The sequence below is a fragment of the Sphingomonas sp. PP-CE-1A-559 genome (assembly GCF_004340965.1).
Taxonomy (GTDB): domain Bacteria; phylum Pseudomonadota; class Alphaproteobacteria; order Sphingomonadales; family Sphingomonadaceae; genus Sphingomonas.
This window is the reverse complement of record NZ_SLYA01000001.1, coordinates 70180-94306: the sequence shown is the minus strand read 5'-3', so window position 1 is coordinate 94306 and position 24127 is coordinate 70180. Positions and strand designations below refer to the sequence as shown.

At 66.3% G+C, this 24127-nt stretch carries 24 protein-coding genes; 7 read left to right on the top strand and 17 right to left on the bottom strand.

The window, feature by feature from the left end; all coding sequences use genetic code 11:
• The first annotated feature begins 17 nt into the window (after positions 1-17).
• From C8J42_RS00415 to C8J42_RS00400, 5 genes are all read left to right on the top strand, one after another.
• Positions 18-758 carry a thioredoxin domain-containing protein gene (locus C8J42_RS00415; RefSeq protein ID WP_133018519.1) on the top strand — a complete coding sequence of 247 codons (741 nt, stop codon included), beginning with the start codon at positions 18-20 and terminating at the stop codon, positions 756-758.
• Positions 759-1025: 267 nt separating this feature from the next.
• Positions 1026-4412, top strand: coding sequence for an AAA family ATPase (locus C8J42_RS00410; RefSeq protein ID WP_133018518.1), 3387 nt, complete (start codon positions 1026-1028; stop codon positions 4410-4412).
• 33 nt (positions 4413-4445) lie between these two features.
• The gene (locus tag C8J42_RS19955) at positions 4446-4622 is read left to right on the top strand and encodes a hypothetical protein (protein ID WP_165895133.1); all 177 of its coding nucleotides are present in this window, start codon (positions 4446-4448) and stop codon (positions 4620-4622) included.
• A gap of 218 nt (positions 4623-4840) precedes the next feature.
• Entirely contained in the window at positions 4841-6085 is a 1245-nt protein-coding gene (locus C8J42_RS00405; RefSeq protein WP_133018517.1) for a putative DNA modification/repair radical SAM protein, read from the top strand.
• Positions 6086-6206: 121 nt separating this feature from the next.
• Complete coding sequence (locus tag C8J42_RS00400; RefSeq protein ID WP_133018516.1) at positions 6207-7592, top strand: UdgX family uracil-DNA binding protein; 1386 nt, start codon at positions 6207-6209, stop codon at positions 7590-7592.
• 147 nt (positions 7593-7739) lie between these two features.
• Here the strand turns inward: C8J42_RS00400 and C8J42_RS00395 are convergent, their stop codons facing one another.
• Positions 7740-8537 carry an aldo/keto reductase gene (locus C8J42_RS00395; protein WP_056061196.1) on the bottom strand — a complete coding sequence of 266 codons (798 nt, stop codon included), beginning with the start codon at positions 8535-8537 and terminating at the stop codon, positions 7740-7742.
• 80 nt (positions 8538-8617) lie between these two features.
• Here C8J42_RS00395 and C8J42_RS00390 point away from each other — a divergent pair, with 80 nt between their 5' ends.
• Complete coding sequence (locus tag C8J42_RS00390) at positions 8618-9250, top strand: DedA family protein (RefSeq protein ID WP_133018515.1); 633 nt, start codon at positions 8618-8620, stop codon at positions 9248-9250.
• Here the strand turns inward: C8J42_RS00390 and C8J42_RS00385 are convergent.
• The 12 genes from C8J42_RS00385 to C8J42_RS00330 form a co-directional block, all read right to left on the bottom strand.
• Positions 9241-9933, bottom strand: coding sequence for a DJ-1/PfpI family protein (locus C8J42_RS00385; protein WP_120299505.1), 693 nt, complete (start codon positions 9931-9933; stop codon positions 9241-9243). The genes C8J42_RS00390 and C8J42_RS00385 overlap by 10 nt on opposite strands.
• A 535-nt stretch (positions 9934-10468) precedes the next feature.
• Positions 10469-10987, bottom strand: a complete 519-nt coding sequence (locus C8J42_RS00380) for a hypothetical protein (protein ID WP_133018514.1) — start codon at positions 10985-10987, stop codon at positions 10469-10471.
• A gap of 62 nt (positions 10988-11049) precedes the next feature.
• Positions 11050-11586: a demethoxyubiquinone hydroxylase family protein gene (locus C8J42_RS00375; protein WP_133018513.1), complete on the bottom strand. Its 537-nt coding sequence runs from the start codon at positions 11584-11586 to the stop codon at positions 11050-11052.
• A complete protein-coding gene (locus tag C8J42_RS00370) occupies positions 11583-12065 on the bottom strand; it encodes a disulfide bond formation protein B (protein WP_133018512.1) in 483 nt (160 codons plus the stop codon). The genes C8J42_RS00375 and C8J42_RS00370 overlap by 4 nt, the downstream gene beginning before the upstream one ends.
• A 20-nt stretch (positions 12066-12085) precedes the next feature.
• The gene (locus C8J42_RS00365; protein ID WP_133018511.1) at positions 12086-13474 is read right to left on the bottom strand and encodes a S41 family peptidase; all 1389 of its coding nucleotides are present in this window, start codon (positions 13472-13474) and stop codon (positions 12086-12088) included.
• Between the two features lie 182 nt (positions 13475-13656).
• Positions 13657-14835, bottom strand: a complete 1179-nt coding sequence (locus C8J42_RS00360) for a peptidoglycan DD-metalloendopeptidase family protein (RefSeq protein WP_243643964.1) — start codon at positions 14833-14835, stop codon at positions 13657-13659.
• A 3-nt stretch (positions 14836-14838) separates the two neighbouring features.
• On the bottom strand, positions 14839-15261 hold the full coding sequence (locus tag C8J42_RS00355) for a 23S rRNA (pseudouridine(1915)-N(3))-methyltransferase RlmH (protein WP_060526522.1): 423 nt from the start codon (positions 15259-15261) through the stop codon (positions 14839-14841).
• An 18-nt stretch (positions 15262-15279) separates the two neighbouring features.
• Positions 15280-15687 carry a ribosome silencing factor gene (gene rsfS / locus C8J42_RS00350; protein ID WP_056061225.1) on the bottom strand — a complete coding sequence of 136 codons (408 nt, stop codon included), beginning with the start codon at positions 15685-15687 and terminating at the stop codon, positions 15280-15282.
• Between the two features lies 1 nt (position 15688).
• Positions 15689-16303, bottom strand: coding sequence for a nicotinate-nucleotide adenylyltransferase (locus C8J42_RS00345; protein WP_056061228.1), 615 nt, complete (start codon positions 16301-16303; stop codon positions 15689-15691).
• Entirely contained in the window at positions 16300-16587 is a 288-nt protein-coding gene (locus C8J42_RS00340; RefSeq protein ID WP_056061230.1) for a type II toxin-antitoxin system RelE/ParE family toxin, read from the bottom strand. The genes C8J42_RS00345 and C8J42_RS00340 overlap by 4 nt, the downstream gene beginning before the upstream one ends.
• Complete coding sequence (locus tag C8J42_RS00335; protein ID WP_133018510.1) at positions 16584-16820, bottom strand: hypothetical protein; 237 nt, start codon at positions 16818-16820, stop codon at positions 16584-16586. Before C8J42_RS00335 ends, C8J42_RS00340 begins: the two co-directional genes overlap by 4 nt.
• A gap of 49 nt (positions 16821-16869) precedes the next feature.
• Positions 16870-18132: a glutamate-5-semialdehyde dehydrogenase gene (locus C8J42_RS00330; RefSeq protein WP_133018509.1), complete on the bottom strand. Its 1263-nt coding sequence runs from the start codon at positions 18130-18132 to the stop codon at positions 16870-16872.
• A 77-nt stretch (positions 18133-18209) separates the two neighbouring features.
• Here C8J42_RS00330 and C8J42_RS00325 point away from each other — a divergent pair, with 77 nt between their 5' ends.
• The gene (locus C8J42_RS00325; RefSeq protein ID WP_056061241.1) at positions 18210-19319 is read left to right on the top strand and encodes a DUF3667 domain-containing protein; all 1110 of its coding nucleotides are present in this window, start codon (positions 18210-18212) and stop codon (positions 19317-19319) included.
• Between the two features lie 134 nt (positions 19320-19453).
• Here C8J42_RS00325 and C8J42_RS00320 read toward each other — a convergent pair whose 3' ends face one another.
• The 4 genes from C8J42_RS00320 to C8J42_RS00305 all read right to left on the bottom strand — a co-directional run bounded on the left by C8J42_RS00320 (position 19454) and on the right by C8J42_RS00305 (position 24066).
• Positions 19454-19831, bottom strand: coding sequence for a hypothetical protein (locus C8J42_RS00320; RefSeq protein WP_243643963.1), 378 nt, complete (start codon positions 19829-19831; stop codon positions 19454-19456).
• 63 nt (positions 19832-19894) lie between these two features.
• On the bottom strand, positions 19895-21883 hold the full coding sequence (gene ftsH, locus C8J42_RS00315; RefSeq protein WP_133018508.1) for an ATP-dependent zinc metalloprotease FtsH: 1989 nt from the start codon (positions 21881-21883) through the stop codon (positions 19895-19897).
• Positions 21884-21983: 100 nt separating this feature from the next.
• Positions 21984-22949 (bottom strand): tRNA lysidine(34) synthetase TilS, encoded by a 966-nt coding sequence (tilS, locus tag C8J42_RS00310; RefSeq protein WP_133018507.1) that lies wholly within the window; start codon positions 22947-22949, stop codon positions 21984-21986.
• Between the two features lie 193 nt (positions 22950-23142).
• A complete protein-coding gene (locus C8J42_RS00305) occupies positions 23143-24066 on the bottom strand; it encodes a tetratricopeptide repeat protein (RefSeq protein ID WP_133018506.1) in 924 nt (307 codons plus the stop codon).
• Between the last annotated feature and the right edge of the window lie 61 nt (positions 24067-24127).

Sequence of the window (24127 nt, the reverse complement as noted above, 5' to 3'; positions counted from 1 at the left end):
TCCACTGGAGTAACCCGATGAAGTTCCTGACCACGCTCGCCGTCCTGCCGCTCGCGCTCGCCGCCTGCTCGAAGAACGATTCGACCGGTAACGTCGACCAGCCCGCCGCCGCGCCGGTAGCAGCCGCCGCAGCCCCCGCCGGCCAGAACTGGACCGAGACGGTCGTGAAGACCCCCGAGGGTTACCTGATGGGTAACCCGAACGCGCCGATCAAGCTCGTCGAATACGGCGCGCGCTCGTGCCCGACCTGCGGCGCGTTCGGCCGTGAGGCGTACAAGCCACTGACGGAAAAGTACGTCTCGACCGGGAAGGTCAGCTTCGAATTCCGCGACTTCCTCGTCCACGGCGCACCCGACGTGGCGCTGACCCTGCTCGGCCAGTGCGGCGGCGTCGCGCCGTTCTTCCCGATCCTCGAGCAGATGTACGGCAACCAGATCGCCTTCCTCGACAAGCTCCAGGCGATGACCCCCGACCAGCAAAAGGCGCTCGCCAACCAGCCGCCGACGGTCGTCGCGACCAAGCTCGCCGAACAGATGGGCGCGATCGATTTCGTCAAGCAGCGCGGGATCCCGGAAACGAAGGCGCGCGCATGCCTCGCGGATCAGAAGCAGCTCGAAGTGATGGCCAAGCCGACCGAGAACGCGATGCAGGCCGGCACCGTCACGGGCACGCCGACGTTCCTGATCAACGACAAGAAGCTCGATCAGGTCGTGAGCTGGGATCAGATGGAGAAGGCGCTGAAGGCGGCTGGGGCGTAAGCTAACCCCACCACCAGTAACTACCACCCCGGCGAAGGCCGGGGCCCAATTGGGGGACGTTGCTAACGGAGATCAGCGCTTCGTTACCGCGACCTCTCCAATTGGGCCCCGGCCTTCGCCGGGGTGGAGGCAAGGGCAGTACGCTTGCCCATGGGCAGCTCCTTCTTGTTCTCCCGCGGAGGCGGGAGCCCAAACTGTGTCCCCGCCTTCGCGGGGACACAAGCTTTACGGTTCGGCATAAAATCACAGTCGTCGGGGGGCGCAAGAATGCAGATCAAGCGCCTCCGCATCACCGGCTTCAAGAGTTTCGTCGATCCCGCCGACCTCCGCATCGAACCCGGCCTGACCGGCGTCGTCGGCCCCAATGGCTGCGGCAAATCGAACCTCCTCGAAGCCCTCCGCTGGACGATGGGCGAGGCCAGCGCCAAGTCCCTTCGCGGCGCCGGTATGGAAGACGTGATCTTCGCCGGCACCGCCACCCGCCCCCCGCGCGATTTCGCCGAAGTCTCGATCCTCGCGGAAATAGCAGGCGACGAGCGCGAGATCGTCCGCCGGATCGAACGCGGCGCCGGCTCCGCCTACCGGATCGACGGCCGCGACGTCCGCGCAAAAGACGTCGGCCTACTCTTCGCCGACGCCGCCACCGGCGCGCATTCCCCCGCGCTCGTCAGCCAAGGCAAGATCGGCGCGGTCATCGCCGCCAAGCCCGCCGACCGCCGCGCGATGCTGGAGGAAGCCGCCGGGATCGCCGGCCTCCACGTCCGCCGCAAAGACGCCGAGGGGAAGCTCCGCGCCACCGAAGCCAATCTCGCCAAGCTCGACGAGATCATCTCCGACCAGGACGCGCGCGCTGCCACACTGAAACGCCAGGCCCGCGCCGCCGAACGCTACCGCCTTATCTCCGCGCAGATCCGCGTCGCCGAAGCGCGCACATTATTCGCCCGATGGCGCGAAGCCGCCACCGCAGCCGATGCCGCCAAAGCCGAAGCCAGCGCCGCAGAAACCCGCGTCCACGCCACCGCCGAAGCAGAACGCGCAGCCGCCGCCAACCAGCATCGCGCGATCGAAGCCGTCTCCACCGCCCGCACCGCAGCACTCGCCGCGCGCGACCTCGTCGGCGATCTCGCCCACCGCCTCGCCGCGCTCAAGACCGAAAAGGCTAGCGTCGAGCGCAGGATCGCCGACCTCACCGACGCCCGCGCCCGGATCGCCGACGACCGTGCCCGCGAAGGATCGCTCGCCAGCGACGCCGCCGCTGCGCTCGCCCGCCTCGCCGACGAGGCCAAGGCGCTCGACGCCGCGATCGCCGATGCCACCGCCGCGATCCCCGATCTCGACGCCGCACTCGCAGAAACCGAACGTCGCGCGCGAGACGCCGAAGTCGCGCTGGCCCAAGCACTCGCCACGCAAGCCCGCGACGCCGCCGAAGTCCGTGTCGCCAGCGCAGCCCTCGCCGCCGCCCGCACCCGCGCCGACCGCGCCGATCGCGACGCCGCGCAGATCGCCGCCGCCCTTCGCGCCCTCGGCGACCCCGCCCCGCTAGCCGCAGAGCGCGAGACCGCCGCCGAAGCCCGACGCGCTGCAACCGCCGCAGCAGAGTCCGCCCGCCAGGCCATCGCCCAGGCAGACACCGACGAAGCCACCGCGACCAGCGCGCGAGACGCCGCCGAAACCACCCGCGCCACCGCCCGCGCAGACCTCGCCGCGATCGACAGCGAAGTGACCGCGCTCACCAAGGCAACGCAGCGCAGCGGCCGCGATCGGCTGCTCGACCATGTCTCGGCCAACACCGGCTACGAACGCGCGCTCGCCGCCGCGCTCGGCGACGATCTCGACACCGGCCTTGATGCATGGGCAGGCGCCGAGCCCCGCGAAGACGACCCCGCCGCGCCCGCCGGTGCCGAACCGCTGGCAAAGCATGTCGACGCGCCCCCCGCCCTCGCCCGCAGGCTGGCGCAGGTCTTCGTCGTCGACACCGACGGCCAGCAACACCTCGCCGTCGGTCAGCGCATCGTCACCCGAGACGGCCAACTCCGCCGCTGGGACGGCTTCACCGCAACCGGCACCGGCGCGGCCGCCGCCGAACGCCTCGTCCGCCGCAACCGCCTCGCCGCGCTCCAGGCCGCCCGCCCCGCTGCGGCCAAAGCGCTGGACGACGCCGAACGAACGCGCGCCGCGATCGACGAGCGCATCGCCCAGGCTAGAGGCCAGTTGCAAACCGCCCGCGCCGCCCTCCAACGCGCCGAAACCGCCGCGCGCGACGCTATCCGCCAAGAGGACCGCGCCGCCGCCGCGCTCGAACGCCTCGCCACCCAGCGGGCAGACCTCGACGTCCGCGCGCACCGCATCGCCGACGACGTCGCCGACTCCCACGCCGACCGCACCCGCGCCGAGGCCGCGATGGCGGCAGTCCCCGACGGCACCGCCAACGCCCGCCAGGTCGCCACGCTCCAGTACGACGCCGAACGCGCCCGCACCGCCGTCGCACAGGCCCGTGCCGATCGCACCACGCTCGACCGCAGCATCGCCACCCACCGCGAACGCCTGTCCGCGGCGCAAGCCGACACCCGAAGCTGGCGCGCGCGCGCGGGTGAAGCCGCCAAGCGCATCGCCGCCATGGACTCGCGCGAAACGACGCTGGGCGCCGACCTCGCCGCGATCGCCGCTCGCCCCACCACCCTCGACGCTGAAATCGAGACGCTCGACGCCGAACACCAAGACGCGCGCGCAACCGCCGACACGCTCCTCGCCACCGAACGCACCGCGGAGACCGCCGCCCGCACCGCCGACGACGCCCACCGCGCCGCCACCGAAGCGCTCGCCGTCGCCCGCGAAGCCCGCGCCGGCGCGATCGCCCGTGTCGAGAACCACGAAGCGCGCCGCCTCGATCTCGGCCGCCTCTCGGGCGAGCGCTTCCAATGCCCCGCCCCGGTGCTCCCCGAACGCCTCGGCTTCGCGGTCGCCGACGTACGCGCGCCAGCCGAGGAGTCCGCCACGCACGACCGCCTCACCACCGACCGCGAGCGGATCGGCCCGGTCAACCTCGTCGCCGAGGCCGAACTCGCCGAACTCGAAGAGTCCGCGCGCGGCAACGCGGTCGAGCGTGACGAACTCGGCCAGGCGGTCAATCGTCTGCGCGGCTCGATCGGCACGCTCAACCGCGAAGGTCGCCAACGCCTGCTCGCGGCATTCGAAGCGGTCAACGGCCATTTCCAGCGCTTGTTCACCACGCTCTTCGACGGCGGCGCCGCGCACTTGGAACTGATCGATTCCAACGACCCGCTCGAAGCCGGACTCGAAATCATGGCACAACCACCCGGCAAACGCCTCCAGTCGCTAACGCTGCTGTCGGGCGGCGAACAGGCACTCACCGCGGTCGCGCTGATCTTCGGCCTGTTCCTTACCAACCCCGCGCCGATCTGCGTCCTCGACGAGGTCGACGCGCCGCTCGACGATGCGAATATCGAGCGCTTCTGCGACCTGCTCGACCGGATGTCGCGCGACACCGACACGCGCTACCTCGTCGTCACGCACAACGCCGTCACGATGAGCCGCATGCACCGCCTGTTCGGCGTGACGATGATCGAACGCGGTGTCAGCCGCCTCGTCTCGGTCGACCTGCAAGCCGCGACCGGACTCATTGCAACCGCGTAGGGAGACAATCCCCGTGCGCGACGTTGACCCTCGATGTTCCTCGACGAATCCAGCATCTGGCCGCGCAAGGAGGACCTGCCTCCGCGCAAGCCCGTGTATCGGCACGAGAAGGCGCTCACCCGCCTGATCTTCGTCTATCTCTTCCTGTTGCTGCTCCTGCCCGTCAGCCTCGGCGGCATGGTCGACCTGATCCGCTATCTGTTCGGCTGACTTTCGGGTGTCCTACACAACCCGATCCTGCCACCGTCGTGAATCCGCAATCGTCCACGTCGGGGCCTAAGTGCAGACATCGGAAAAATGCTCCCAGCGTCTGCACTTTGTGCACTTCCGGCATCGGGGCCGACCCGAAAGGCGGCCAGTACAACGACATAGCGACAAGTTGATCTCCATCACTCGACACCCCTTTTCGCGGAACGTAAGACGAACGAATGGCCCAACTCGACACCCGTGAAAAGCTCGAGATCCTCGCCGATGCGGCCAAATACGATGCGTCCTGCGCATCGTCGGGCACGACCAAGCGCAATTCGAAGGACGGCAAGGGGCTCGGCTCGACCGAAGGCATGGGCATCTGCCACGCCTATGCGCCCGACGGCCGCTGCATCTCGCTGCTGAAGATCCTGCTGACCAACAGCTGCATCTTCGACTGCCATTACTGCATCAACCGCAAGAGCTCGAACGTACGGCGTGCGCGGTTCACGGCGAAGGAAGTCGTCGATCTCACCATCGCCTTCTACAAGCGCAATTATATCGAGGGCCTGTTCCTCTCGTCCGGCATCATCGCGTCGTCGAACTACACGATGGAGCAGATGGTCGAGGTGGCGCGGAGTTTGCGCGAGGATCACCATTTTCGCGGCTACATCCACCTCAAGACGATCCCCGACGCCGATCCCGAACTCGTCCATCAGGCCGGGCTGTACGCCGACCGCGTCTCGATCAACGTCGAACTCCCGACCGCGAACGGCCTGAAACGCCTCGCTCCCGAGAAGGACGGCGTCCGCATCGAAACCGCGATGGCGGAGGTGAAGGCGTCGATCATCGACGGCAAGGACGCCAAGGCCAAGTACAAGTCCGCGCCCCGCTACGCCCCCGCCGGCCAGTCGACCCAGATGATCGTCGGGGCCGACGCTGCAACGGACGGCGACATCGTCCGGAAGGCATCGACCCTGTACGACCGCTTCGGCCTGCGCCGCGTCTATTATTCTGCGTTCAGCCCGATCCCCGATGCAAGCGCCGTCCTCCCGCTGCAACGCCCGCCCTTGATGCGCGAGCACCGGCTGTACCAGTCCGACTGGCTGATGCGCTTCTACGAGTTCCAGCCGCACGAGGTGGTCGCCGCCGCCGACGACGCGACCGGGATGCTGCCGCTCGACATCGACCCCAAGCTCGCCTGGGCACTCAAATTTCGCGGATCGTTCCCGGTAGATGTCAACCGCGCCCCCCGCGAAATGCTCCTCCGCGTCCCCGGACTCGGCGTAAAAGCAGTCAACGGCATCCTCACCAGCCGCCGCTGGCGCCGCCTGCATCTGGCGGACATCGGAAGGTTGACGGTATCCGTGGCCAAGCTCCGCCCCTTCATCATCGCCGAGGATTGGCGCCCGGTAGCTCTGGCGGACAAAGCCGAGCTCCGCCCCATCATCGCCCCAAAACCCAAGCAGATGGAAATGTTCGCGTGAGCCCCGCGCGCACCCTGCCCCCCTCCCTGAAAGGGAGGGGTTGGGGGTGGGTCGGCCCGAGGCTCACGCGGCATTCCCTCGAAAGCAACCAGCCCCCTCCCTTCCAGGGAAGAAGGTAAAGATGCGCGTCGTAACCCTAACCGAACCCGACGATTTCGACGGCTGGCGCGACGCCGCGCGTGGCCTGATCGCCGAGGACATCCCCCCCGACGACGTCGTCTGGCAAGTCGGCGACGAACCCGTCGACCTGTTCGCAACCGTCGCCGAACCCGCCCCTGCCCCGCCCCCCGGGGCGTTCTCCGTCCCCCGCGCCTTCATCGACCTAGCCCGCAGCGCCATCCTCGGCAGCGACCCAGAACGGTTCGCCCTGCTCTACACGCTACTTTTCCGCCTCCGCCGCGAGCAAAAACTGATCGAGGACCGCGCCGATCCGCTCGTCCGCCGCCTCGACCGGATCGCCAAGGACGTCCGCCGCGACATCCACAAGATGCGCGCGTTCCTCCGTTTCCGCGAAGTCGAGGAGAACGGCGGAACCCGCTTCGTCGCGTGGTTCGAACCCGACCATCACATCGTCCGCGCCAACGCCGCGTTCTTCGTCAACCGCTTCGCCAGCATGCGCTGGTCGATCCTGACGCCCGAGGTCTCGATCCACTGGGACGGCAAGGCGCTTAGCGAAGGCCCTGGCGCGAGCAAGGCCGACGCGCCCGACGGCGACCCGACCGAGGAAGTCTGGAAAACCTATTACGCCAGCATCTTCAACCCGGCGCGCGTGAAAATCGGCGCGATGCTGAAGGAGATGCCGAAGAAATACTGGAAGAACATGCCCGAAACCGCGCTGGTGCCGGGCTTGCTGGCGGCGGCGCAAGCAAGGGAGAGCGGAATGATCGCGAGGGCGCGCGACACGGTAGGTGGTAACAGCCTGATCGCGTGGGAAGCACTGCGCGACGAGGCCGCCGGCTGCACCCGCTGCCCGCTCTACAAACCCGCGACGCAAACCGTGTTCGGCGAAGGCCCAATCGATGCGCCACTGATGTTCGTCGGCGAGCAGCCAGGCGACCAGGAGGATATCGCCGGACGCCCGTTCGTCGGCCCGGCCGGCCAGATGTTCGACAAGGCAATGGCGGAGGCGGGAGTCGACCGCTCCCGCGCGTACGTCACCAACGCGGTCAAACACTTCAAGTTCGAACAACGCGGCAAACGCCGCATTCACGCCAAACCGGGCGCGGGCGAAATTGACGCCTGCCGCTGGTGGATCGAGCAGGAACAGATGCTCATCAAGCCAAAAGTAACCGTGGCGCTAGGCGCGACGGCGGCGAGATCGCTGTTCGGGAAGGTGATCACGATCGGCCGTGAGCGTGGCCGGGCGCTGCAATTGCCGGATGGCGGCGAGGCCTGGATCACGGTTCATCCAAGCTATCTGCTAAGGCTACCCGATCCAGCGCAGGCGGCGGAAGAGTATGCGCGGTTCGTCGAGGACTTGCGGACGGTCGGCGGCCGGATTGCTTGATCACCGAACGAGCAAACTTCACGCTCCCTATCTCCGTCATCCTGACGAAAGTCAGGATCCAGAGGCGAATAGCGCAACGCCCGTTACCCTGGTTCCTGACTTTCGTCAGGATGACGAGCTTCTCAGTCGAGCGCCTCTTCACCGTCATTACATGCTGTTCGGTTCTGGTCCCAGCCGGCCCGCAGGATCGTCGAGCGCTTCGATCGCGGCCATGTCCTCGTCATCCAGCGTCAGATCCAACGCCGCAAAATTGTCCGCGAGATGCTCGGCATCCGACGCCTTCGGGATTACCGAAAAACCGTTCGCCAAATGCCACGCCAAGATGACCTGCGCCGCACTTCGACCATGCTTGTCCGCGATTCGGACGATCGCGCCATCCTGCAACAGCGTCTTGCCCTGCCCCAACGGGCTCCAGCTCTGCGTCATGATGCCGTGCGCCTCATGATACGCGCGCTGCTCGCGCTGCTGGAAATTCGGGTGGAGTTCGATCTGGTTGACCGCGGGTGTCACGCCGGTCGCCGCCACGATCGCGTCGATATGCTCGGGCAGGAAGTTCGACACGCCGATTGACTTGGCTTGTCCGGCATCGCGCAGCGCAATCATCGCCTTCCAGGCTTCGACATACTCGTCCTGCTTCGGCACCGGCCAGTGCATCAGGTACAGGTCGACCGATTCGACACCGAGCAATGCAAGGCTCTCGTCCATCGCCGCCTCGGCGTCGCCCTGGCGATCGTTCCAAAGCTTGGTCGTCAGGAACGCGTCCGCTCCCTTGTACCCATCGCCGACGCCGCGTTCGTTCTCGTAGACCGCCGCGGTGTCGACCAGCCGGAAGCCGATATCGAGCCCGGAGCGGACGATCGCCGCGGCCTGGCTGTCGGGGATCTGCCACGTGCCCATTCCGAGCTGGGGCATTGTGCGACCGTCGTTGAGTGTAAGATCTGTCATGCCGCAAACAGCGCACGACACGGCCGGCGGTTCCGATTGGCTCTTCCCTTCCGCGCCCGGTTCGCGCAATCGACCGACCCATGTTCGAAAAGATCCTGGCCGTGCTGGCCACCTTCACGATCGGCGTCATCTCGTCGGGTGGCTATGTCGGCATCGCGTTGCTGATGGCGATCGAGAGCGCATGCATCCCGCTGCCGTCCGAGATCATAATGCCGTTCGCCGGCTACCTCGTCTCGACCGGGCGATTCGACCTATACCTCGCCGCAACTGCGGGCGCGATCGGGTGCAATCTGGGCTCGATCGTCGCGTATGAAATCGGCAAGCGTGGCGGGCGGCCGATGGCCGAGCGCTGGGGCAAATACCTGCTGATAGGACCGGGCGAGCTTGACGCAGCCGACCGGTTCTTCGCACGCTGGGGCTCGATGGCGGTGCTGATCGGCCGCCTGCTTCCCGTCATCCGCTCGTTCATCGCCTTCCCCGCCGGCGTCGCGCGGATGAAGCTGGTACCGTTCCACGTCTACACGTTCATCGGATCATGGCCGTGGTGCTTCGGGCTGGCGTGGGTCGGCATGAAGCTCGGCGACAAATGGGACAGCGATCCGCGCGTGAAGGCCGCGTTCCACAGCGCCGACCTGCTGATCGGCGTCGTCCTGATAGCCCTCGTCGGCTTCTACATCTGGCACCGGGTACGCGGACTGAAGCGTCACCCGTAACCACGGAGCTTTGCTAACGCGCGCAGATCGTCGTCGCGCGTGGGAACGATCGACTGCATGCGGCGCTGATACGCCGCGACGATCTCGGGACCGGCCTTGGCGGGTGAACCGCTCTCGAATGGCGGCGCGGGGTCATATTCCAGACCGAGTTGCACTGCCCGAGCGTGAGCCTCGCCGCGGATCATCGCGGTCAGCGTCAGCGCGAAGTCGATCCCTGCGGTGACGCCGCCGCCTGTCACGCGGTTGCGATCGACCACGGTCCGCGCATCGACTGGAATCGCATTGAACAGAGTCAGCATCTCGCGTTGCGCCCAGTGGCAGCCGGCGCGGTAGCCGTCCAGCAACCCCGCCGCGCCGAGAATCAGCGATCCGGTGCACACGCTCGTCACCCACGTCGCCTCAGCGCCGACCGTCTGGACCCACGCCATCGCCTCGTCGTCGGCGATCACGCCGTTTATGCCGAAACCGCCGGGCACGCCTAGAATATCGGCATACGGCACGTCCGCAAAGGTCGCGGTCGGCAGGATCGAGAAACCCGCGTCGGTCGACACCGGATCGAGCGTCTTCCAGACAAGATCGAGGCGAGCGTTGCCGAGCCGCGACAGAACCTGCGCGGGGCCGGTCAGGTCAAGCTGCGTCACGTTCGGGAACAGCAGGAAGGCGATGCTCAGCGGTTTGGTCATGTGATTGCTCCTTGCGATAGGTTCTTACGATCAAGAATCGCGACATCGCTCGGAATCGCCTTAACTCGCTGAAAAACAGCGCGAGTCCGGCAACGTGCAATGACCACGCTCGCCCGAAGTGCAGAAAGTGCAGACGCTGGCGCAGCATTTTCCCCTGTGCCCGACGCACCGTAGGAGGCGGTTTGAGCGAACGCGCTTCGGATGGCTGCCGACCTCATTCGCGCATCATGCCACTCCATCCGCCTGTAGGACAGTTACGTCTAAAACAGCACGCGCGGGTGTCAGGCGAACAGCCACGTCCCGAGCATCAGCGCGGTCATGACGGCGGCAAGAAGAATCGCAGAGTAGGCGAGAAGTCTTTTTCGTAACCATCGACGCGGATCGGGCGCGGACGGTTTTCAATTTCCGGATGTTAGCCCATCCGTTTGCCCCCTTTTGTGCGCCAGGGGACGGTAAGCGGTGCGAAAAGCCGACCCACCCCTGCCCCTCCCTTTTAGGGAGGGGGGAAGTAGAGGCGCTGCCGCTTACGACCGCTTTATGGGAGGACGGGGACTTCTGCCGCGCGCGTCTTGTTCTCCAGGCGCGATTCCTTGACGCGCTGGTTGAAGCAGCCGGAGGCGCCGCCGGGGCCGACCGCGGAGCAGCTGCCGATCGTGTTGACGCCGACGCCTGCGTCGAGCGTTCCCTGTGCCTTAGTCGCCCAGCTGGCATTTTCGGGAGTCACGACAAATTCGCGGAGTTCCTTGGGGACGCGGTATTGCTCCTGCGCGCTGCGACGGACGCAGACGACGATCTCTTCGCCGTTCTGGTTGGTCGGGCAGCGTTCGTTGCCGAACAGCGTCAGGACGCCGTTGACAGGCGCACTACGCGAGACTTCGCCGGGGGCCGAAATCGGCTTCGACTTGCCGGTGGCGCCGGGCAGAGCCGGCGCCAGCGTCGGTCCCTTGGCGGGTAATTGCGCCAGCGTTGGCGGCGCTACAGGGCGAGCAGGTTGCGCCGTCTGCGCCGCAACGGGTCCGGCGACGAGCAACGCCGTCGCAAAAAGCATTTTCATACGCATCACTCCCACAATCCGTACTTCAGTCGCTGGCCGTATCTCATTGTATCGGCCGCATCTCAGATCCGCTTGGCAGTCGCGATCGCAACCTTGCAGCCGAGCCGGATCACGGCACTCAATACCGGATAACCCGGCGTCTCTTCCGCCCCCGCAGCAATCGCGGTGGCCTTGTGCTCGAGTTCCTCGGCTTGGAAATCGAGAATGGCTGCCGATAGCTCGGGGTCGCTGGCGCCAAGCTGAACGAGCTGTTCCTCGTAATGCTTGTCGATCTCGGTCTCGACCGCCGCCGTACACGCCATGGCAGCCCGGGGGCTGATTGCGGCCGTCACGGCGCCTAGCGCGAAGCCCGCGACTTTCCAGATCGGCTGCAGCACCGTCGGGCGCACGCGTCGATCGACGATCATCTTGTCGAAGAACGCGCGATGCCGCTCTTCCTGTTGCGCCATGTGATGGATCGAGCGTGATGCCGGGTGACGATCGCCGAGTACGGCAAGCTGGCCCGCATAGATACGGATCGCGCCGTATTCGCCGGCCTGGTCGACGCGGATCATCGAATCGGTGGCGCGCTTGGCGTCGCCTGGCTTCCAGCCACTCATCTCGTCTTCCTCATCAGTGCGAATATGGTGAACGCACCGAGGAGGGAAAAGATCGCGTTGAAGCCGGCGAGCGAAATCCCGAGTAGCTTCCATTGCGGCGAATCACAGCGCACCATCGGCGCGTTCATGATCGCCGCGAGCCGCTCGGCGGCGGTCGTGCCGGCCATCGACACGGTCGTGGTGCAGGCGGTGAAGCCGTTCCACCAATGATATTCGACACCGGCATGCGCTACGCCGATCAGCCCGCTGAGCCCGATCAACAGCCCGGCAATGATCACCAGCGACGCCCTCAGCGACCGACCAGGGACGAAAAACGCCGCACCCGCGATCAGAACCGCGGAATAATGCGGCCAGCGCTGCCAATGGCACATCTCGCACGGGTACAGCCCGCCGAGATATTGCGACCCCAGCGCACCGAGCAGCAGGAACGCCGGCAGTAGAAGCGCGATGGCGCGCGCGATCTCTTCGTTCTTCGTCATGCCAAGCCCACGACGCACGCTCACTTGGTGGGCGCCTTGGTGGTTTCCGTGGGATCAGGCTTGATCGGACGCGGCTTGGTCGCGGCGGCAACTTGGGTCGGGCCGCCGAGACGCGCGACGGTCTTCAGCGCGTAATAGAGCTGGAAGTCGTCGATACCCTGCTTCTTCAACTGCTCGGGCGTCTGCGAGAAGCGCGGATCGGTCTTGGTATCCTCCTCGAGCACCGCGTTGTCGGCCTTGACCTCGTTGATCAGGTGTTTACGCAGGTCGGCCTCGCGGAACACCGGGCGGGACTTGTAGTCGGGGTCGGTGAGCTGCGGCACCTTGATATCGGGCTCGATCCCGCCCTCCTGCACCGACCGGCCTGACGGCGTGAAATAACGGGCGGTGGTCAGGCGGAGCGCGGTCTGGGGCCCAAGTGGGAGCACGGTCTGGACCGAGCCCTTGCCGAAGCTGCGCTCGCCCATGATCAGCGCGCGGTGATGATCCTGGAGCGCGCCGGCGACGATCTCCGACGCGGACGCAGTGCCGGGATCGGTGAGGACGACGACCGGCAGGCCGTGCGCGTCGTCGCCGGGCTTGGCATAATAGCGCTCGATATCGGTCTTCTCGCGGCCGCGCTGCGAGACGATCTCGCCGTGATCAAGGAACGCGTCGCTGACTTCGATCGCCTGGGTCAGCAGCCCGCCGCCATTCTCACGCAGGTCGACGACATAGCCGAGCGGACGGTGGCCGAGCGACTTGTCGATCGCCATGATCGCCGCGCGCGTGTCGGCGCCGGTGTTCTCGCTGAAGGTGTTGATGTTGATATAGCCGACGTCGCCGCGGACTTCCCACTTCACCGGCTTCTGGACGATGATCTCCCGCATCATCGTCACCTCGAGCGGCTTGTCGCGGCCGGGACGGACGAGGCCGAGCGTGATCTTGCTGCCGGGCTTGCCGCGCATCTTTCCGACCGCCTCGTCGAGCGAATCGCCGTAGATCAGCTTGCCATCGATGTGCGTGATGTAGTCGCCGGACTTTACGCCCGCGCGGGCGGCGGGGGAGTCTTCCTGCGGGGCGACGACCTTGATCGCACCGTCCTCCATCTGCACCGTCAGCCCGAGACCGCCGTAATTGCCTTCGGTCATGATCCGGAGGTTTTCGTAGTCGAGCGCGTCGACATACGAGCTGTGGGGATCGAGGCTGGCGAGCATGCCCTGGATCGCGCCCTTGATCAGCGTCTTGTCATCGACCTTGTCGACATATTCCGCCTTCACGCGGTTGAACACGTCGAGGAACTGGTCGAACTCGCGGTAGGTGTCGGTGTCGACTGCCGCCATCGCGGAGGTGGCCAATGGGATCAGCGTCAGCGCGCCGACGATCGCAGTCGCGGCAAGGAACGGGGTACGCAGTATAGGACGAGGCATCGATGGTCCTGCAACCTGAGAAATGACGTGTCGTACGGTCGTGACGGCGTAGCGTAGCGGAACGCTGGCGGCAACGCGCGCGCGGAGTGAAGGCGCGTGGGGGTTAATGGGGACTGACTGGAGGCCTTTCGATCCTCCCCCGCCAGGGGGATCGAAAGGCGGCGTCCATCAGGTTTGGTTGATCAGCGCGATCCTATCAGTGAAGCGACATCGACGGGCCGCCCCCGGCGGCGGAGCTCGACGGTTATGAGGGGGTCTACGCTGGGTGCGGTGCTGAGCGGGGCCCCCATCGCGATGCGGTCACCGGGTTTAGCGGTGGTGGCGGTCAACCCGGTGATCAGACTCGTCCAGCCGTCCGCGTGGTCGATGATGACGATAATGCCGTAGTCGCGGAAACGGCGAGCGTAGCGGACCGTGCCCGCCGCGGGTGCGACGACGCGTGCGCGGGGGGCGGTGGCGAAAGTCAGCCCACGCGATCGGACGCCTGAGTCAGAGGCTTCGTCGAAGCCGGTGACGAGCTTGCCCGCTACCGGTGTGCGGTACACGCCGCGCGGTGGCGCCGGGGGCGTGGTGCCGGGTGCGATCGGGCGGGGGATCGGGCCGGCGAGCGCGATCAGGCTGGCTGCGGTCGCCTTGGCGTTCGTGGTGGCGGTCATGCCGTCGACCAGATCGCGCGCGCGTTCGCCGAGCGCCAGTGCGCGATCGGACTCGCTTAGCGCGCCGCGGCCGAGCGCCTGGCTACGCTGGCGATGGCGCGCTTCGAGGGTGGCCAGGGCGATGCGGTCGCTCTCCAGGCGCGCTCGGCCGTCTGAAAGCGCCTTGGCGGCGAGCGTGGCGCTGGCTTGCAGGCGACGGGTCTCCGCGAGTTCGATGCGGACGGCTTCGGTGCGCTGGCGGACGACGGGAAGCGCGCTGCCGAGGACGGCCCGGACGTGGACGAGGTCGTCGACCGATCCCGGCTGCGCGACGGCGACGATCGTCGGGCGACGGGCGAGGGATTCCAACGCTGCAAGGAGCCGGGCGACGGGGGCTTGCGCGCGGCCAAGCTTGGCGCGTTGATCGGACAGCAGGCGCTCGACCAGCGTTACGCGGGCACTAGCAGTGGCGAGGTTCGCTTCGGCGGCCGTTACGCGAGCAGCTAAAGCCTGTTCTTCACGCCGCGCCTTGTCGGCGGCGTTGCGCTCCTGGGTAGCCGCTGCGGTCAGTTTAGCGGCACGACGCGCGGCGATCGCGGCATCGCGCTTGGCCGCAACCAGACGCGCCTGCTCGCTCCCGACCTCGGCCGTGTCGTTGGTCTGCGCGGTCACGCCGCCCGCCACCGCGAGCAGCGCCGCGACGACGAGGCCCCTCCCCATCCTCATGCATCACCCTTCGCGGTGATAGGGGTGGTTGGCAAGGATGCTGGTGGCGCGGAAAAGCTGTTCGGCGAGCATCGCGCGAGCGAGCAGATGCGGCCAGGTCGCGCGGCCAAACGAGAACAGCAGATCCGCCTCGTCGCGCGCCGCGTCGTCGAAGCCGTCGGCGGCCCCGATCATGAACCGCGCCTCGCGCACGCCGTCGTCGCGCCACCGCTCGAGCTTTTGCGCGAACTGCGTCGAGGAGAGCGTTTCGCCCTTCTCGTCGAGCAGGATGCGCTTGGTCTGTTCCCCGACCAGCGGAATCTTGCCGCCGGTGTCGGGAAGCTCGCTGACCTTGGTCGGCCAGACGATCCGCTTAAGATAGCGGTCGACCAGGTCGGCCTCTGGCGAGCGCCCGATCCGACCGCGGGCGACGATGTGGAGCAGCATCGCCGCCTCTAGGTCGGTTTAGTCTTCGTCGGTGAAGGTCGGTACGGGCGGCGGCGCCGGTGCATCGCCGAACGCCCACATCCGCTCCAGATTGTAGAAGCTGCGGACTTCGGGGCGGAACAGGTGGACGATGACGTCGGTCGCGTCGATCAGCACCCAGTCAGCCGTGGGGAGCCCCTCGATCTTCACCGGACGCTTGAACTCGGCCTTGATCCGCTCGGCCAGCTTCTGCGCCATCGAGGCGACCTGGCGGGTCGAACGACCGCTGGCGATCACCATGTAATCGGCGATGCTGGTCTTGCCCGCGAGCGGGATCGAGATGGTCTCGACCGCCTGGTCGTCGTCGAGCGACGCGAGGATCAGGCGATGCAGCGCCTCAACCTCTTCGGGGTCGGTCGCGCGAGGGGCAGTAGGGGAAGTGGCCAAGTCAGCTCCTGAGTAAGACTACCGAGCCAGCAACGTGCTGGGCCCAGTCGGGATTTTCGGCACGCAGGCCGGTTGCGGAGGTCGGGTCGGGTCGGAAGCGCAACAGCACGAGGGCCGGCAATCTCCACGTCGTCCAGCTCTTCGCATGGTCTGTGCGCCGTTGGAAGCGCCGCAGCCAACCCATCGCGGGGGCCGCGAGGGCGCGCCCGTCATATCCCGGACGCGCGATTACCGCAATCGGAACCTCGCGGGCGATCTGCCGCCAGTTCTTCCAGCGGTGGAAGTCGGCGAGATTGTCCGCCCCCATCAACCAGATGAACCGCATTTTGGGATAACGCCGCTTGAGCTTGCGGATCGTGTCGAGCGTGTAGCGCGTGTGGAGCCGCGTCTCGATATCGGTTGCGCGGATCGGCGCACGGCGCGCCATTTTCCGCGCGGAGGCGAGGCGCGTAGCGAGCAGAGCCATGTCGTTGGCTGCATCCTTGAGCGGGTTGCCAGGGGATACCAGCCACCACGCCTCGTCGAGCGCGAGCGCGTCGATCGCCGCCAACGTGATGCCACGATGCCCGCGGTGCGCAGGATTGAACGACCCGCCGAGGATACCGACGTGGGTCATAGGAACTGCTGTCGGTCACGCGCGACATGAATGACGCGGACGATGAACAGGTCATCGTCCGCCAACCGATAGAGCAAGATGTAAGGCGTACCTGCGACGCGCCATTTACGCAGTCGGGTATTTGGCACCGCTGGCCCCGCGCCCGGGTAATCCGCCAGAAATCTGGCTGCGTTGACCGCCGAGGTGCCAACCCGGCTCGCGGTATTCGGATCGATCTTGTCGAACTCGTCATCGATCGTCGCAACATCGGCCTGCGCGTCGCGCGACCATCTTACGCCCCTCATGCAGCGTTGGCGGTCTTATGCCGTTGCGCAAACCAGGCTTCCATTTCCTCCTGGGTCAGATAATCGCCTCGCGCGATCGAATCCTCGCCGGCCTGAATGAAGTCCAGAAATTCGAGTTCTTCGTCGACGCGACGCGCGATCGCTTCGGCAGCGATGGTACTAGCGTCGACACCGCGGCGCTGCGCCAGTGTCGCGAGTTTGTCGGCAACGCCGGGCTCGATCGCGATCATCAAGGTCGATGCGTTCGTCATGTCGCGAACATGCGCTTTCCACCTCTTACAATCAACCGCGCACCTGGCCGGTGCCGCGGCCGATCCATTTGTAGGTGGTGAGGCCTTCGAGCGCTACCGGGCCGCGGGCGTGGAGGCGGCCGGTGGCGATGCCGATCTCCGCGCCGAGGCCGAACTCGCCACCGTCGGCGAACTGGGTAGAGGCGTTCCAGAGGACGATCGCGCTGTCGACGGTGGTCAGGAAACGCTCGGCGATCGCGGCATCTTCGGCGACAATAGCGTCGGTGTGGTGCGAGCCGTGGCGGGCGATGTGCGCAATCGCACCGCCGATGCCGTCGACGATCGCGACCGAGGCAATCGCGTCGAGATATTCGGTGTCCCAGTCGACCGCTCCGGCGGGAACAATCTCGGGAACTAGGGCGCGCGCGCTTGCATCGCCGCGGACTTCGCAGCCCGTTGCAGCGAGTCTTCGGATCAGGGCGGGTGCGTCCACATAGTCACGGTCGACCAGCAGCGTTTCCATCGACCCGCAGACGCCGGTGCGGCGCATCTTCGCGTCGACGACGACTGCTTCGGCCATCGCCGGATTGGCCGACGTATGCACGAAGACGTGATTGATGCCGTCGAGATGCGCGAGGACGGGCACGCGCGCTTCGGCCTGGACGCGCGCCACGAGACTCTTGCCGCCACGGGGGATGATCAGGTCGATCACCCCGCCCGCTTTCAGCATCGCGCCGACTGCTGCGCGATCGGTGGTGGGCACGAGTTGGACCGCGCCAACTGGCACCCCGCCCGCCTTCAGCCCCGCGACCAGTGCTGCGTGGATCGCGCGATTGCTCTTTACCGCTTCGGACCCGCCGCGCAGGATCGCCGCGTTGCCGGCCATCACGCATAGCGCTGCGGCATCCGCCGTGACGTTGGGACGGCTCTCGTAGATGATGCCGATGACGCCGATCGGCACGCGGACGCGTGAGAGCTTCAGGCCGTTCGGACGCTTGCTGGAATCGATCACCTGCCCGACTGGATCGGTGAGCGCTGCCACGGCCGCGACACCGTCAGCCATCGCCGCGACACGCGCTTCGTCAAGCCGCAGCCGATCGAGCAGCGCACCCGACAGACCCGCCTCGTCCGCGAGGGTCATGTCCTCGGCGTTCGCCGCAACGATCTCAACAGATGCTGCCCGGATCGACTCCGCCGCCAATACAAGCGCCGCGGCTTTAAGCGCCGACGGCATCGCTGCTAGAACCAGCGCGTCAGAACGCGCGCGTGCGCCCATTTCTGCGATCATTTCGGTCGGTTTTTCTGCGTCGGCCATAGTCCGGCCGGTACCATGCGAAGCCGCTCGCGCCAACGTCAGGAACTCGTTACGCTGCCGATATTGCAGGGGGACGCATGACTGGGGATATCGGGGCAGCGGCGGATATCGCCACAGGTACGGTCATTGGGCGCCCGTTCGAACCGAGCGCGGGCGAAGCGCATGGCGCGCCTACGGGCCATGGTACGGACGGTGCGTTGTGCCTGAATTGCGGGACGCGGTTGTTGGGCGAGCACTGCCATGCTTGCGGCCAATCAGCACACGTCCACCGCTCGCTCGGCGGGATCGGGCATGAGATCGCGCACGGGGTTTTCCATTTCGAAGGCAAGATATGGCGGACTTTGCCGCTGCTGGTGCTGCATCCGGGTGCGCTCACGCGGCGGTATGTCAATGGCGAGCGGGCGCGGTTCGTGTCGCCGCTGGCGCTGTTCCTGTTCACCGTCTTCCTGATGTTCGCGACGATCGGCGCGGTCGGCGGGGAAATGACGAAGGACTTCATCCGGAACGAGCGTACCGGCAAGACGTCCGACTATGCGCGCGAGGCCGCCAGGGCTCGCCTCGCGCTGAACAAAGTCGAGGCGCAGCAGGAGGTTGCGAAGCGCGCGCCCGCCAAATATTCGGGGGAACAACTTGCCACTCTCGATCGGCAGGCGAGCGCGCTGCGTACCACTGTCCGTGCACTGAGGGTCGCCGCCGATATGCAGAATGGGGGCGCCAACGGGACGCTTTTCGACCTCGGCGACTTCAGGACCGGCTGGAAGCGGCTGGACCACGGTATCGGCAAGGCGAACGGCAATCCGGGCCTGATGTTCTACAAGCTGCAGACCAGCGCGTATAAATACAGCTGGGGGCTAATTCCATTATCCGTGCCGTTCATGGCGCTTCTTTTCCTCTGGCGACGCCAACATCACCTCTACGACCACGCGATCTTCGTGACCTATTCGCTGGCGTTCATGATGCTCCTGACGATCGTGTTGATCGTCGCGGGCGTCATAGGCGTCGCGGAGGGCTGGATCGTGATGGCGGCGATGTGCGTGCCGCCAGTCCACATGTTCGCGCAGCTTCGTGGGGCTTATGAGTTGCGGAAGTGGTCGGCGGCTTGGCGGACGATGGCGCTGTTGACGTTCGCGTTCACGGTTTTGCTGGCGTTTATCGTACTGCTGTTGCTGCATGGGTTGACGGACTGATCGCATCTGGCGGGTTCTGCAAACTCCCGTTCGTGCTGAGCGAAGTCGAAGCACCTTCGCGCGGGGCATGCCCTTCGACTTCGCTCAGGACGAACGGCGACAAGAGGACACCCTCAACACCTCCCCCAGACATCTCACCGGCAGGGGTAGAGGTTCGCCAGGACGCGGGCGTAGCCGTCCTTGAGGGAGCGCTTCTGGTAACTGGCGGGGAGCTCGTTCAGCCCGTCGAGCATGTCCATGATGCCGACGGACTCGCCTTCCGGAACGCAGGCGATCGGGGGCTTGCCGGCGGCGGCGCGGGCGGCGCGTTCCGCCTTCAATTGATTGGTTGCGGCCTTGGCTTCGGCCTTCAGGGCGGGGAGGTCGGGGGACATGAGCGCCATCGGGCCCTGGTCGCGCAGCGCGTTGGCGCGGGCCAGGAAGGTGCCGACGGTCATTGCCGCGCTTGCCGGCATTGCCGCGCCGACCATCAGTAGCGCTGCGACTACAGCCTTGGAACGCGAATACGGCATGGGCGGCCTTTCCGAGAAAAGACCGCCCATAGAGCTACTTAAGTGACTGTCCGGTGAACCGGATCACGCCCCCAAAGGGGTTGGCGTTCCGAAAGGTCCCGACGGACGGCGGGTCTTGGGGATCGACGTGCCCGCACGCGGGACGGTCGACGCCTTCGCACCCGGATCCGGACGATCGAGATCCTCGCCCGCGATCAGCTTCTTGATCTCGTCACCGGTCAGCGTCTCGAATTCGAGCAACGCGCCGGCCACGGTGTGAAGCTGGTCGACGTGATCGCTCAGCACCTGCTTGGCGCGGTCGAGACCACCTTCGACGATCCGCTTGATCTCGTCGTCGATCAACTGCGCGGTCTGGTTCGACATCCGCGACGGACGGCTCGACGAGTAGCCGAGGAACGACTCACCCTCGGGCTCCCCGTACTCAAGCGGACCAACCTTGTCCGACATGCCCCAGCGCGTGACCATGTCGCGTGCCAGACCCGTGGCGTACTGGATGTCGCCCGAGGCGCCGCTCGACACCTTGTCGTAGCCGAAGATGACTTCCTCGGCGACGCGGCCGCCCATCGAGACCGCGAGGTTCGCGTACATCTTGTCGCGGTGATAGCTGTACGAGTCGCGCTCGGGCAGGCGCATGACCATGCCCAGCGCACGACCACGCGGAATGATCGTCGCCTTGTGGATCGGATCCGACGCAGCCTCATGCATCGCGACGACGGCATGGCCGGCCTCGTGATACGCAGTCATCCGCTTCTCGTCGTCGGTCATGACCATGCTGCGGCGCTCTGCGCCCATCATGACCTTGTCCTTGGCCTCCTCAAACTCGGCCATCGCCACCAAGCGCTTGCCCTTGCGCGCGGCATGCAGCGCCGCCTCGTTGACGAGGTTGGCGAGATCGGCACCGGAGAACCCAGGCGTTCCGCGTGCGATGACGCGAGCATCGACGTCGGGCGCGAGCGGCACCTTCTTCATGTGCACTTCAAGGATCTTGATGCGACCCTCGATATCCGGACGCGGCACCGTGACCTGCCGATCGAAACGGCCCGGACGCAGCAGCGCCGGATCGAGCACGTCGGGACGGTTGGTCGCGGCGATGATGATGATGCCTTCGTTCGCCTCGAAGCCGTCCATCTCGACGAGCAGCTGGTTCAGCGTCTGCTCGCGCTCGTCGTTACCGTTGCCGAGACCGGCACCGCGATGACGACCCACAGCATCGATTTCGTCGATGAAGACGATGCAAGGTGCGGACTTCTTCGCCTGCTCGAACATGTCGCGGACACGGCTCGCGCCGACGCCGACAAACATCTCGACGAAATCGGAACCCGAGATCGTGAAGAACGGCACACCAGCCTCACCTGCGATGGCGCGGGCGAGCAACGTCTTGCCGGTACCGGGGGAGCCGACCAGCAGCGCGCCCTTGGGGATCTTGCCGCCGAGGCGTGCAAACTTGGTCGGATCCTTCAGGAACTCGACGATCTCTTCCAGCTCTTCGCGCGCCTCGTCGATGCCGGCGACATCCTGGAAGGTGACCTTACCCTCCTTCTGCGTCAGCATCTTCGCGCGGCTCTTGCCGAAACCCATCGCGCCCGAGCCAGAGTTCTTCTGCATCTGCTTCAGCACGAAGAACGCGATGCCGAGGAACAGCAGGAACGGCAGCGACTGATACAGCAAAAGCGCCAACATCGACGGGCCCTCTTCGGGCTTCGCGCTGATCGAGACGCCCTTCTCGCGCAGCTTTGGCACGAGCGTTGAGTCCGGGATCGGATACGACTTGAACTTCTCGCCCGAGGACAACGTCCCCGAGATGATATCGCGCGAGATGTTGACGTCCTTGACGGTTCCCTCGTCGACCTTGTCGAGGAACGCCGAATACGCGATCGTGTTGCCACCCGACGCCGCCGTGCGGCCGTCGAACATGGTCACGAACAGCGCCAGCGCGAGCAGGATGCCGACCCAGATCAACAGGCTCTTCATCCAAGGATTGCCGCCGCCATTCTCGGGGCCACCGTTTCCGGGGCCCTGGGGCTTCTGACCGCGGTTGTCGTTGTCGCTCATGGGTGCACGATACCTTTCACCGCACAAGATAAGCGTGCGCAGGTTAATGGCAATGGAACAACGCGCGACTTGCGTTGATCAGTGTGAACGGACGGGCGCGCTAAGCGGTTCTGCGCGGTGGTGCCTCGCGGAAGCGCCAGACGTCGCCGCGAACGCTGGCGATGATCCCGGCTTGGGTGGTGCGCTTGCCGGTCATCAGCGAGTCGAGCAGGCTTTCGATGTTGGCAGCCTCGGTCCATTCGGGCGCGACGATGCCGGCGTCGGTGCGGACCGTACCGATCGCGCGGCGCGCGAGGCGGCGGAGGATCTCGCGGGGCAGCTTCTCGACCGCGAGCTTCACCTCGCCGCCGCCGACCTTGGCGCGTTCGGTCCAGATCCAGTCGACCATCGCGCGGACGTCGGTGTCGGTCTCGGCGAGTGCCGCTGCGGCGCGGGCGAGGTTGGGCGTGCCGAGCCATTCGTTCTCGTCGAGCAACCGGCGGAAGCGGGTGCGATCGTGACGGTCGTCGTGGTTTGAGGGATCGTCGAAGAACGGCACTTCGGCGCGGCGGACAATCGCACGGAGCTCGGCGCGGCGCCAGTCGAGCAGCGGGCGGATAACCGTGACGCCGTGGACTTCGGTGCGGGCGCGGACTCCGGCGAGGCCGGCAAGGCCGGAGCCGCGGGCGGCGCGCATGAGGAAGGTTTCTGCCTGGTCGTCGGCGTGATGGCCGGTGACGAGCGCCCCTGCCCCGATCGCGCGGGCGTGATCGGTCAGGAGGGCGTAGCGCGTGGTGCGGGCCTGCGCCTGGATGCTGGCACCGGTGATCGGTTCGCTGGGGGCGAGCGTGGCGTGGGCGATGCCGAGCGTTGCGCAATGCGCGGCGACCATGGCGGACTCTTCCACCGCTTCGGGGCGGAGGCGGTGGTCGATGCTGGCGACCGTGAAGCCGGGGGAGAGGGCTTCGTGCGCTAGGGTGAGCATCGCCATGCTGTCCGGGCCGCCGGAGACGGCGAACAGCGGATTGGTGATGTCGCTGGCGAGCCGCGCGAAGTCGGCGGCGAAGCGGCGTCCTTCTTCGGTCATGCGGAGACAGTCCCGACGGTCGAGCAGTCACCACCCCGGCGGAGGCCGGGACCCAATTGGGGGACGGTGATGACTAAGCGTAGCCCTTCGTTACGACGACCTTGCCAATTAGGCCCCGGCCTCCGCCGGGGGGGTGGTAAAGTGCGACGTGAGGTCACGGACAGGCAGGTACGCATGCGCACTGGAAGATGCCTTACTTGCACTTCGCCGCGCTGCGCCCGGCGGCAACCTGCCCCTTCATCGCCGACGCCATCTTGGCGCCGTAGACGTCGTTCAGCTCGTCATACACCTTGCACGCATCCGCCGGCTTGTTGAGCTTGGTCAGCGCCTGACCGAGATACAGCAGGCTGTCCGGCGCGCGCTCGCCTTCGGGCATCTTCTTGTAATTATCGTAGAACGCCATCGAGGCGAGGCTCGGCTTGCCCTCGTCGAGATACGACCGGCCGAGCAGATTCTGCGCGTAACTGGCACGCTTGCTCTTCGGGTATTCGGCGACGACCTTCTTCAGCTGCGCCTCGGCTTGCGGATACTGCTTGGCCGCCCAGAGACGGTAGCCGTACATATACTCGTCCTCAGCCGGATCGCCGGTCGACGGCTTCTCGACCGAGACCTTCGTCGGTGTCGCCGCGCCAGGCTTGCTCGCGATTTCGGGGCGTGTGGTCGGGCGTGATGGACCACTCGACTGATCATCGGATTCGATCGGGCCACCAGCCCCCGCCCCCGTCGCGATCGGCGCGGGACCGGTCTCGAGCGTCTTCAGCCGCGCATCGTTCGAACGGCGGTAATTGTCGAACGCGTCCTGCAACTGGCGGGTGCGGTTCTGGTTCTGCTCGATCTGCTCGGTGAGCGAGGTCATCTGCTGTTCGAGCGACGTGACGCGCTGGTTCACGTCCGCAAGCGCGCTGGTCGCGGGCGAGCCCGGCCCCGGCCCCTGCTCGCTCTGCGGCGCGCGGACTTCGGGCTGGAGCATCTGGCCCGCACCACCCGGGAAAACCTTCCGCTGGACCGCGCGCATTTCGCTTTCGAGCTTGCCGACGCGGCCCTCGACGTTTTGTGCCTGTACGGCAGCGGGCGACAGCGCCGCGAGGCAGATGCCGACCAGAATTGACTTACGCATGGGCCACACCCCCCGGTGGATTGGTTAATCGTCCGGGTATAGCTGCACTACCCATCCTGTC

Bases quoted from the DNA above. Each gene is read 5' to 3' on its own strand.
- C8J42_RS00370 (WP_133018512.1), bottom strand. From the start codon at position 12,065: ATGACGAAGAACGAAGAGATCGCGCGCGCCATCGCGCTTCTACTGCCG.
- C8J42_RS00360 (WP_243643964.1), bottom strand. From the start codon at position 14,835: ATGAGGATGGGGAGGGGCCTCGTCGTCGCGGCGCTGCTCGCGGTGGCG.
- tilS (WP_133018507.1), bottom strand. From the start codon at position 22,949: ATGACCGAAGAAGGACGCCGCTTCGCCGCCGACTTCGCGCGGCTCGCC.
- C8J42_RS00320 (WP_243643963.1), bottom strand. From the start codon at position 19,831: ATGCCGTATTCGCGTTCCAAGGCTGTAGTCGCAGCGCTACTGATGGTC.
- ftsH (WP_133018508.1), bottom strand. From the start codon at position 21,883: ATGAGCGACAACGACAACCGCGGTCAGAAGCCCCAGGGCCCCGGAAAC.
- C8J42_RS00395 (WP_056061196.1), bottom strand. From the start codon at position 8,537: ATGACAGATCTTACACTCAACGACGGTCGCACAATGCCCCAGCTCGGA.
- C8J42_RS00365 (WP_133018511.1), bottom strand. From the start codon at position 13,474: ATGCCTCGTCCTATACTGCGTACCCCGTTCCTTGCCGCGACTGCGATC.
- C8J42_RS00385 (WP_120299505.1), bottom strand. From the start codon at position 9,933: ATGACCAAACCGCTGAGCATCGCCTTCCTGCTGTTCCCGAACGTGACG.
- C8J42_RS00375 (WP_133018513.1), bottom strand. From the start codon at position 11,586: ATGAGTGGCTGGAAGCCAGGCGACGCCAAGCGCGCCACCGATTCGATG.
- C8J42_RS00345 (WP_056061228.1), bottom strand. From the start codon at position 16,303: ATGACCCACGTCGGTATCCTCGGCGGGTCGTTCAATCCTGCGCACCGC.
- C8J42_RS00305 (WP_133018506.1), bottom strand. From the start codon at position 24,066: ATGCGTAAGTCAATTCTGGTCGGCATCTGCCTCGCGGCGCTGTCGCCC.
- C8J42_RS00325 (WP_056061241.1), top strand. From the start codon at position 18,210: ATGACTGGGGATATCGGGGCAGCGGCGGATATCGCCACAGGTACGGTC.
- C8J42_RS00410 (WP_133018518.1), top strand. From the start codon at position 1,026: ATGCAGATCAAGCGCCTCCGCATCACCGGCTTCAAGAGTTTCGTCGAT.
- C8J42_RS00390 (WP_133018515.1), top strand. From the start codon at position 8,618: ATGTTCGAAAAGATCCTGGCCGTGCTGGCCACCTTCACGATCGGCGTC.
- C8J42_RS00340 (WP_056061230.1), bottom strand. From the start codon at position 16,587: ATGAGGGGCGTAAGATGGTCGCGCGACGCGCAGGCCGATGTTGCGACG.
- C8J42_RS00330 (WP_133018509.1), bottom strand. From the start codon at position 18,132: ATGGCCGACGCAGAAAAACCGACCGAAATGATCGCAGAAATGGGCGCA.
- C8J42_RS00380 (WP_133018514.1), bottom strand. From the start codon at position 10,987: ATGAAAATGCTTTTTGCGACGGCGTTGCTCGTCGCCGGACCCGTTGCG.
- C8J42_RS00415 (WP_133018519.1), top strand. From the start codon at position 18: ATGAAGTTCCTGACCACGCTCGCCGTCCTGCCGCTCGCGCTCGCCGCC.
- C8J42_RS00355 (WP_060526522.1), bottom strand. From the start codon at position 15,261: ATGCTGCTCCACATCGTCGCCCGCGGTCGGATCGGGCGCTCGCCAGAG.
- C8J42_RS00405 (WP_133018517.1), top strand. From the start codon at position 4,841: ATGGCCCAACTCGACACCCGTGAAAAGCTCGAGATCCTCGCCGATGCG.
- C8J42_RS00400 (WP_133018516.1), top strand. From the start codon at position 6,207: ATGCGCGTCGTAACCCTAACCGAACCCGACGATTTCGACGGCTGGCGC.
- C8J42_RS19955 (WP_165895133.1), top strand. From the start codon at position 4,446: ATGTTCCTCGACGAATCCAGCATCTGGCCGCGCAAGGAGGACCTGCCT.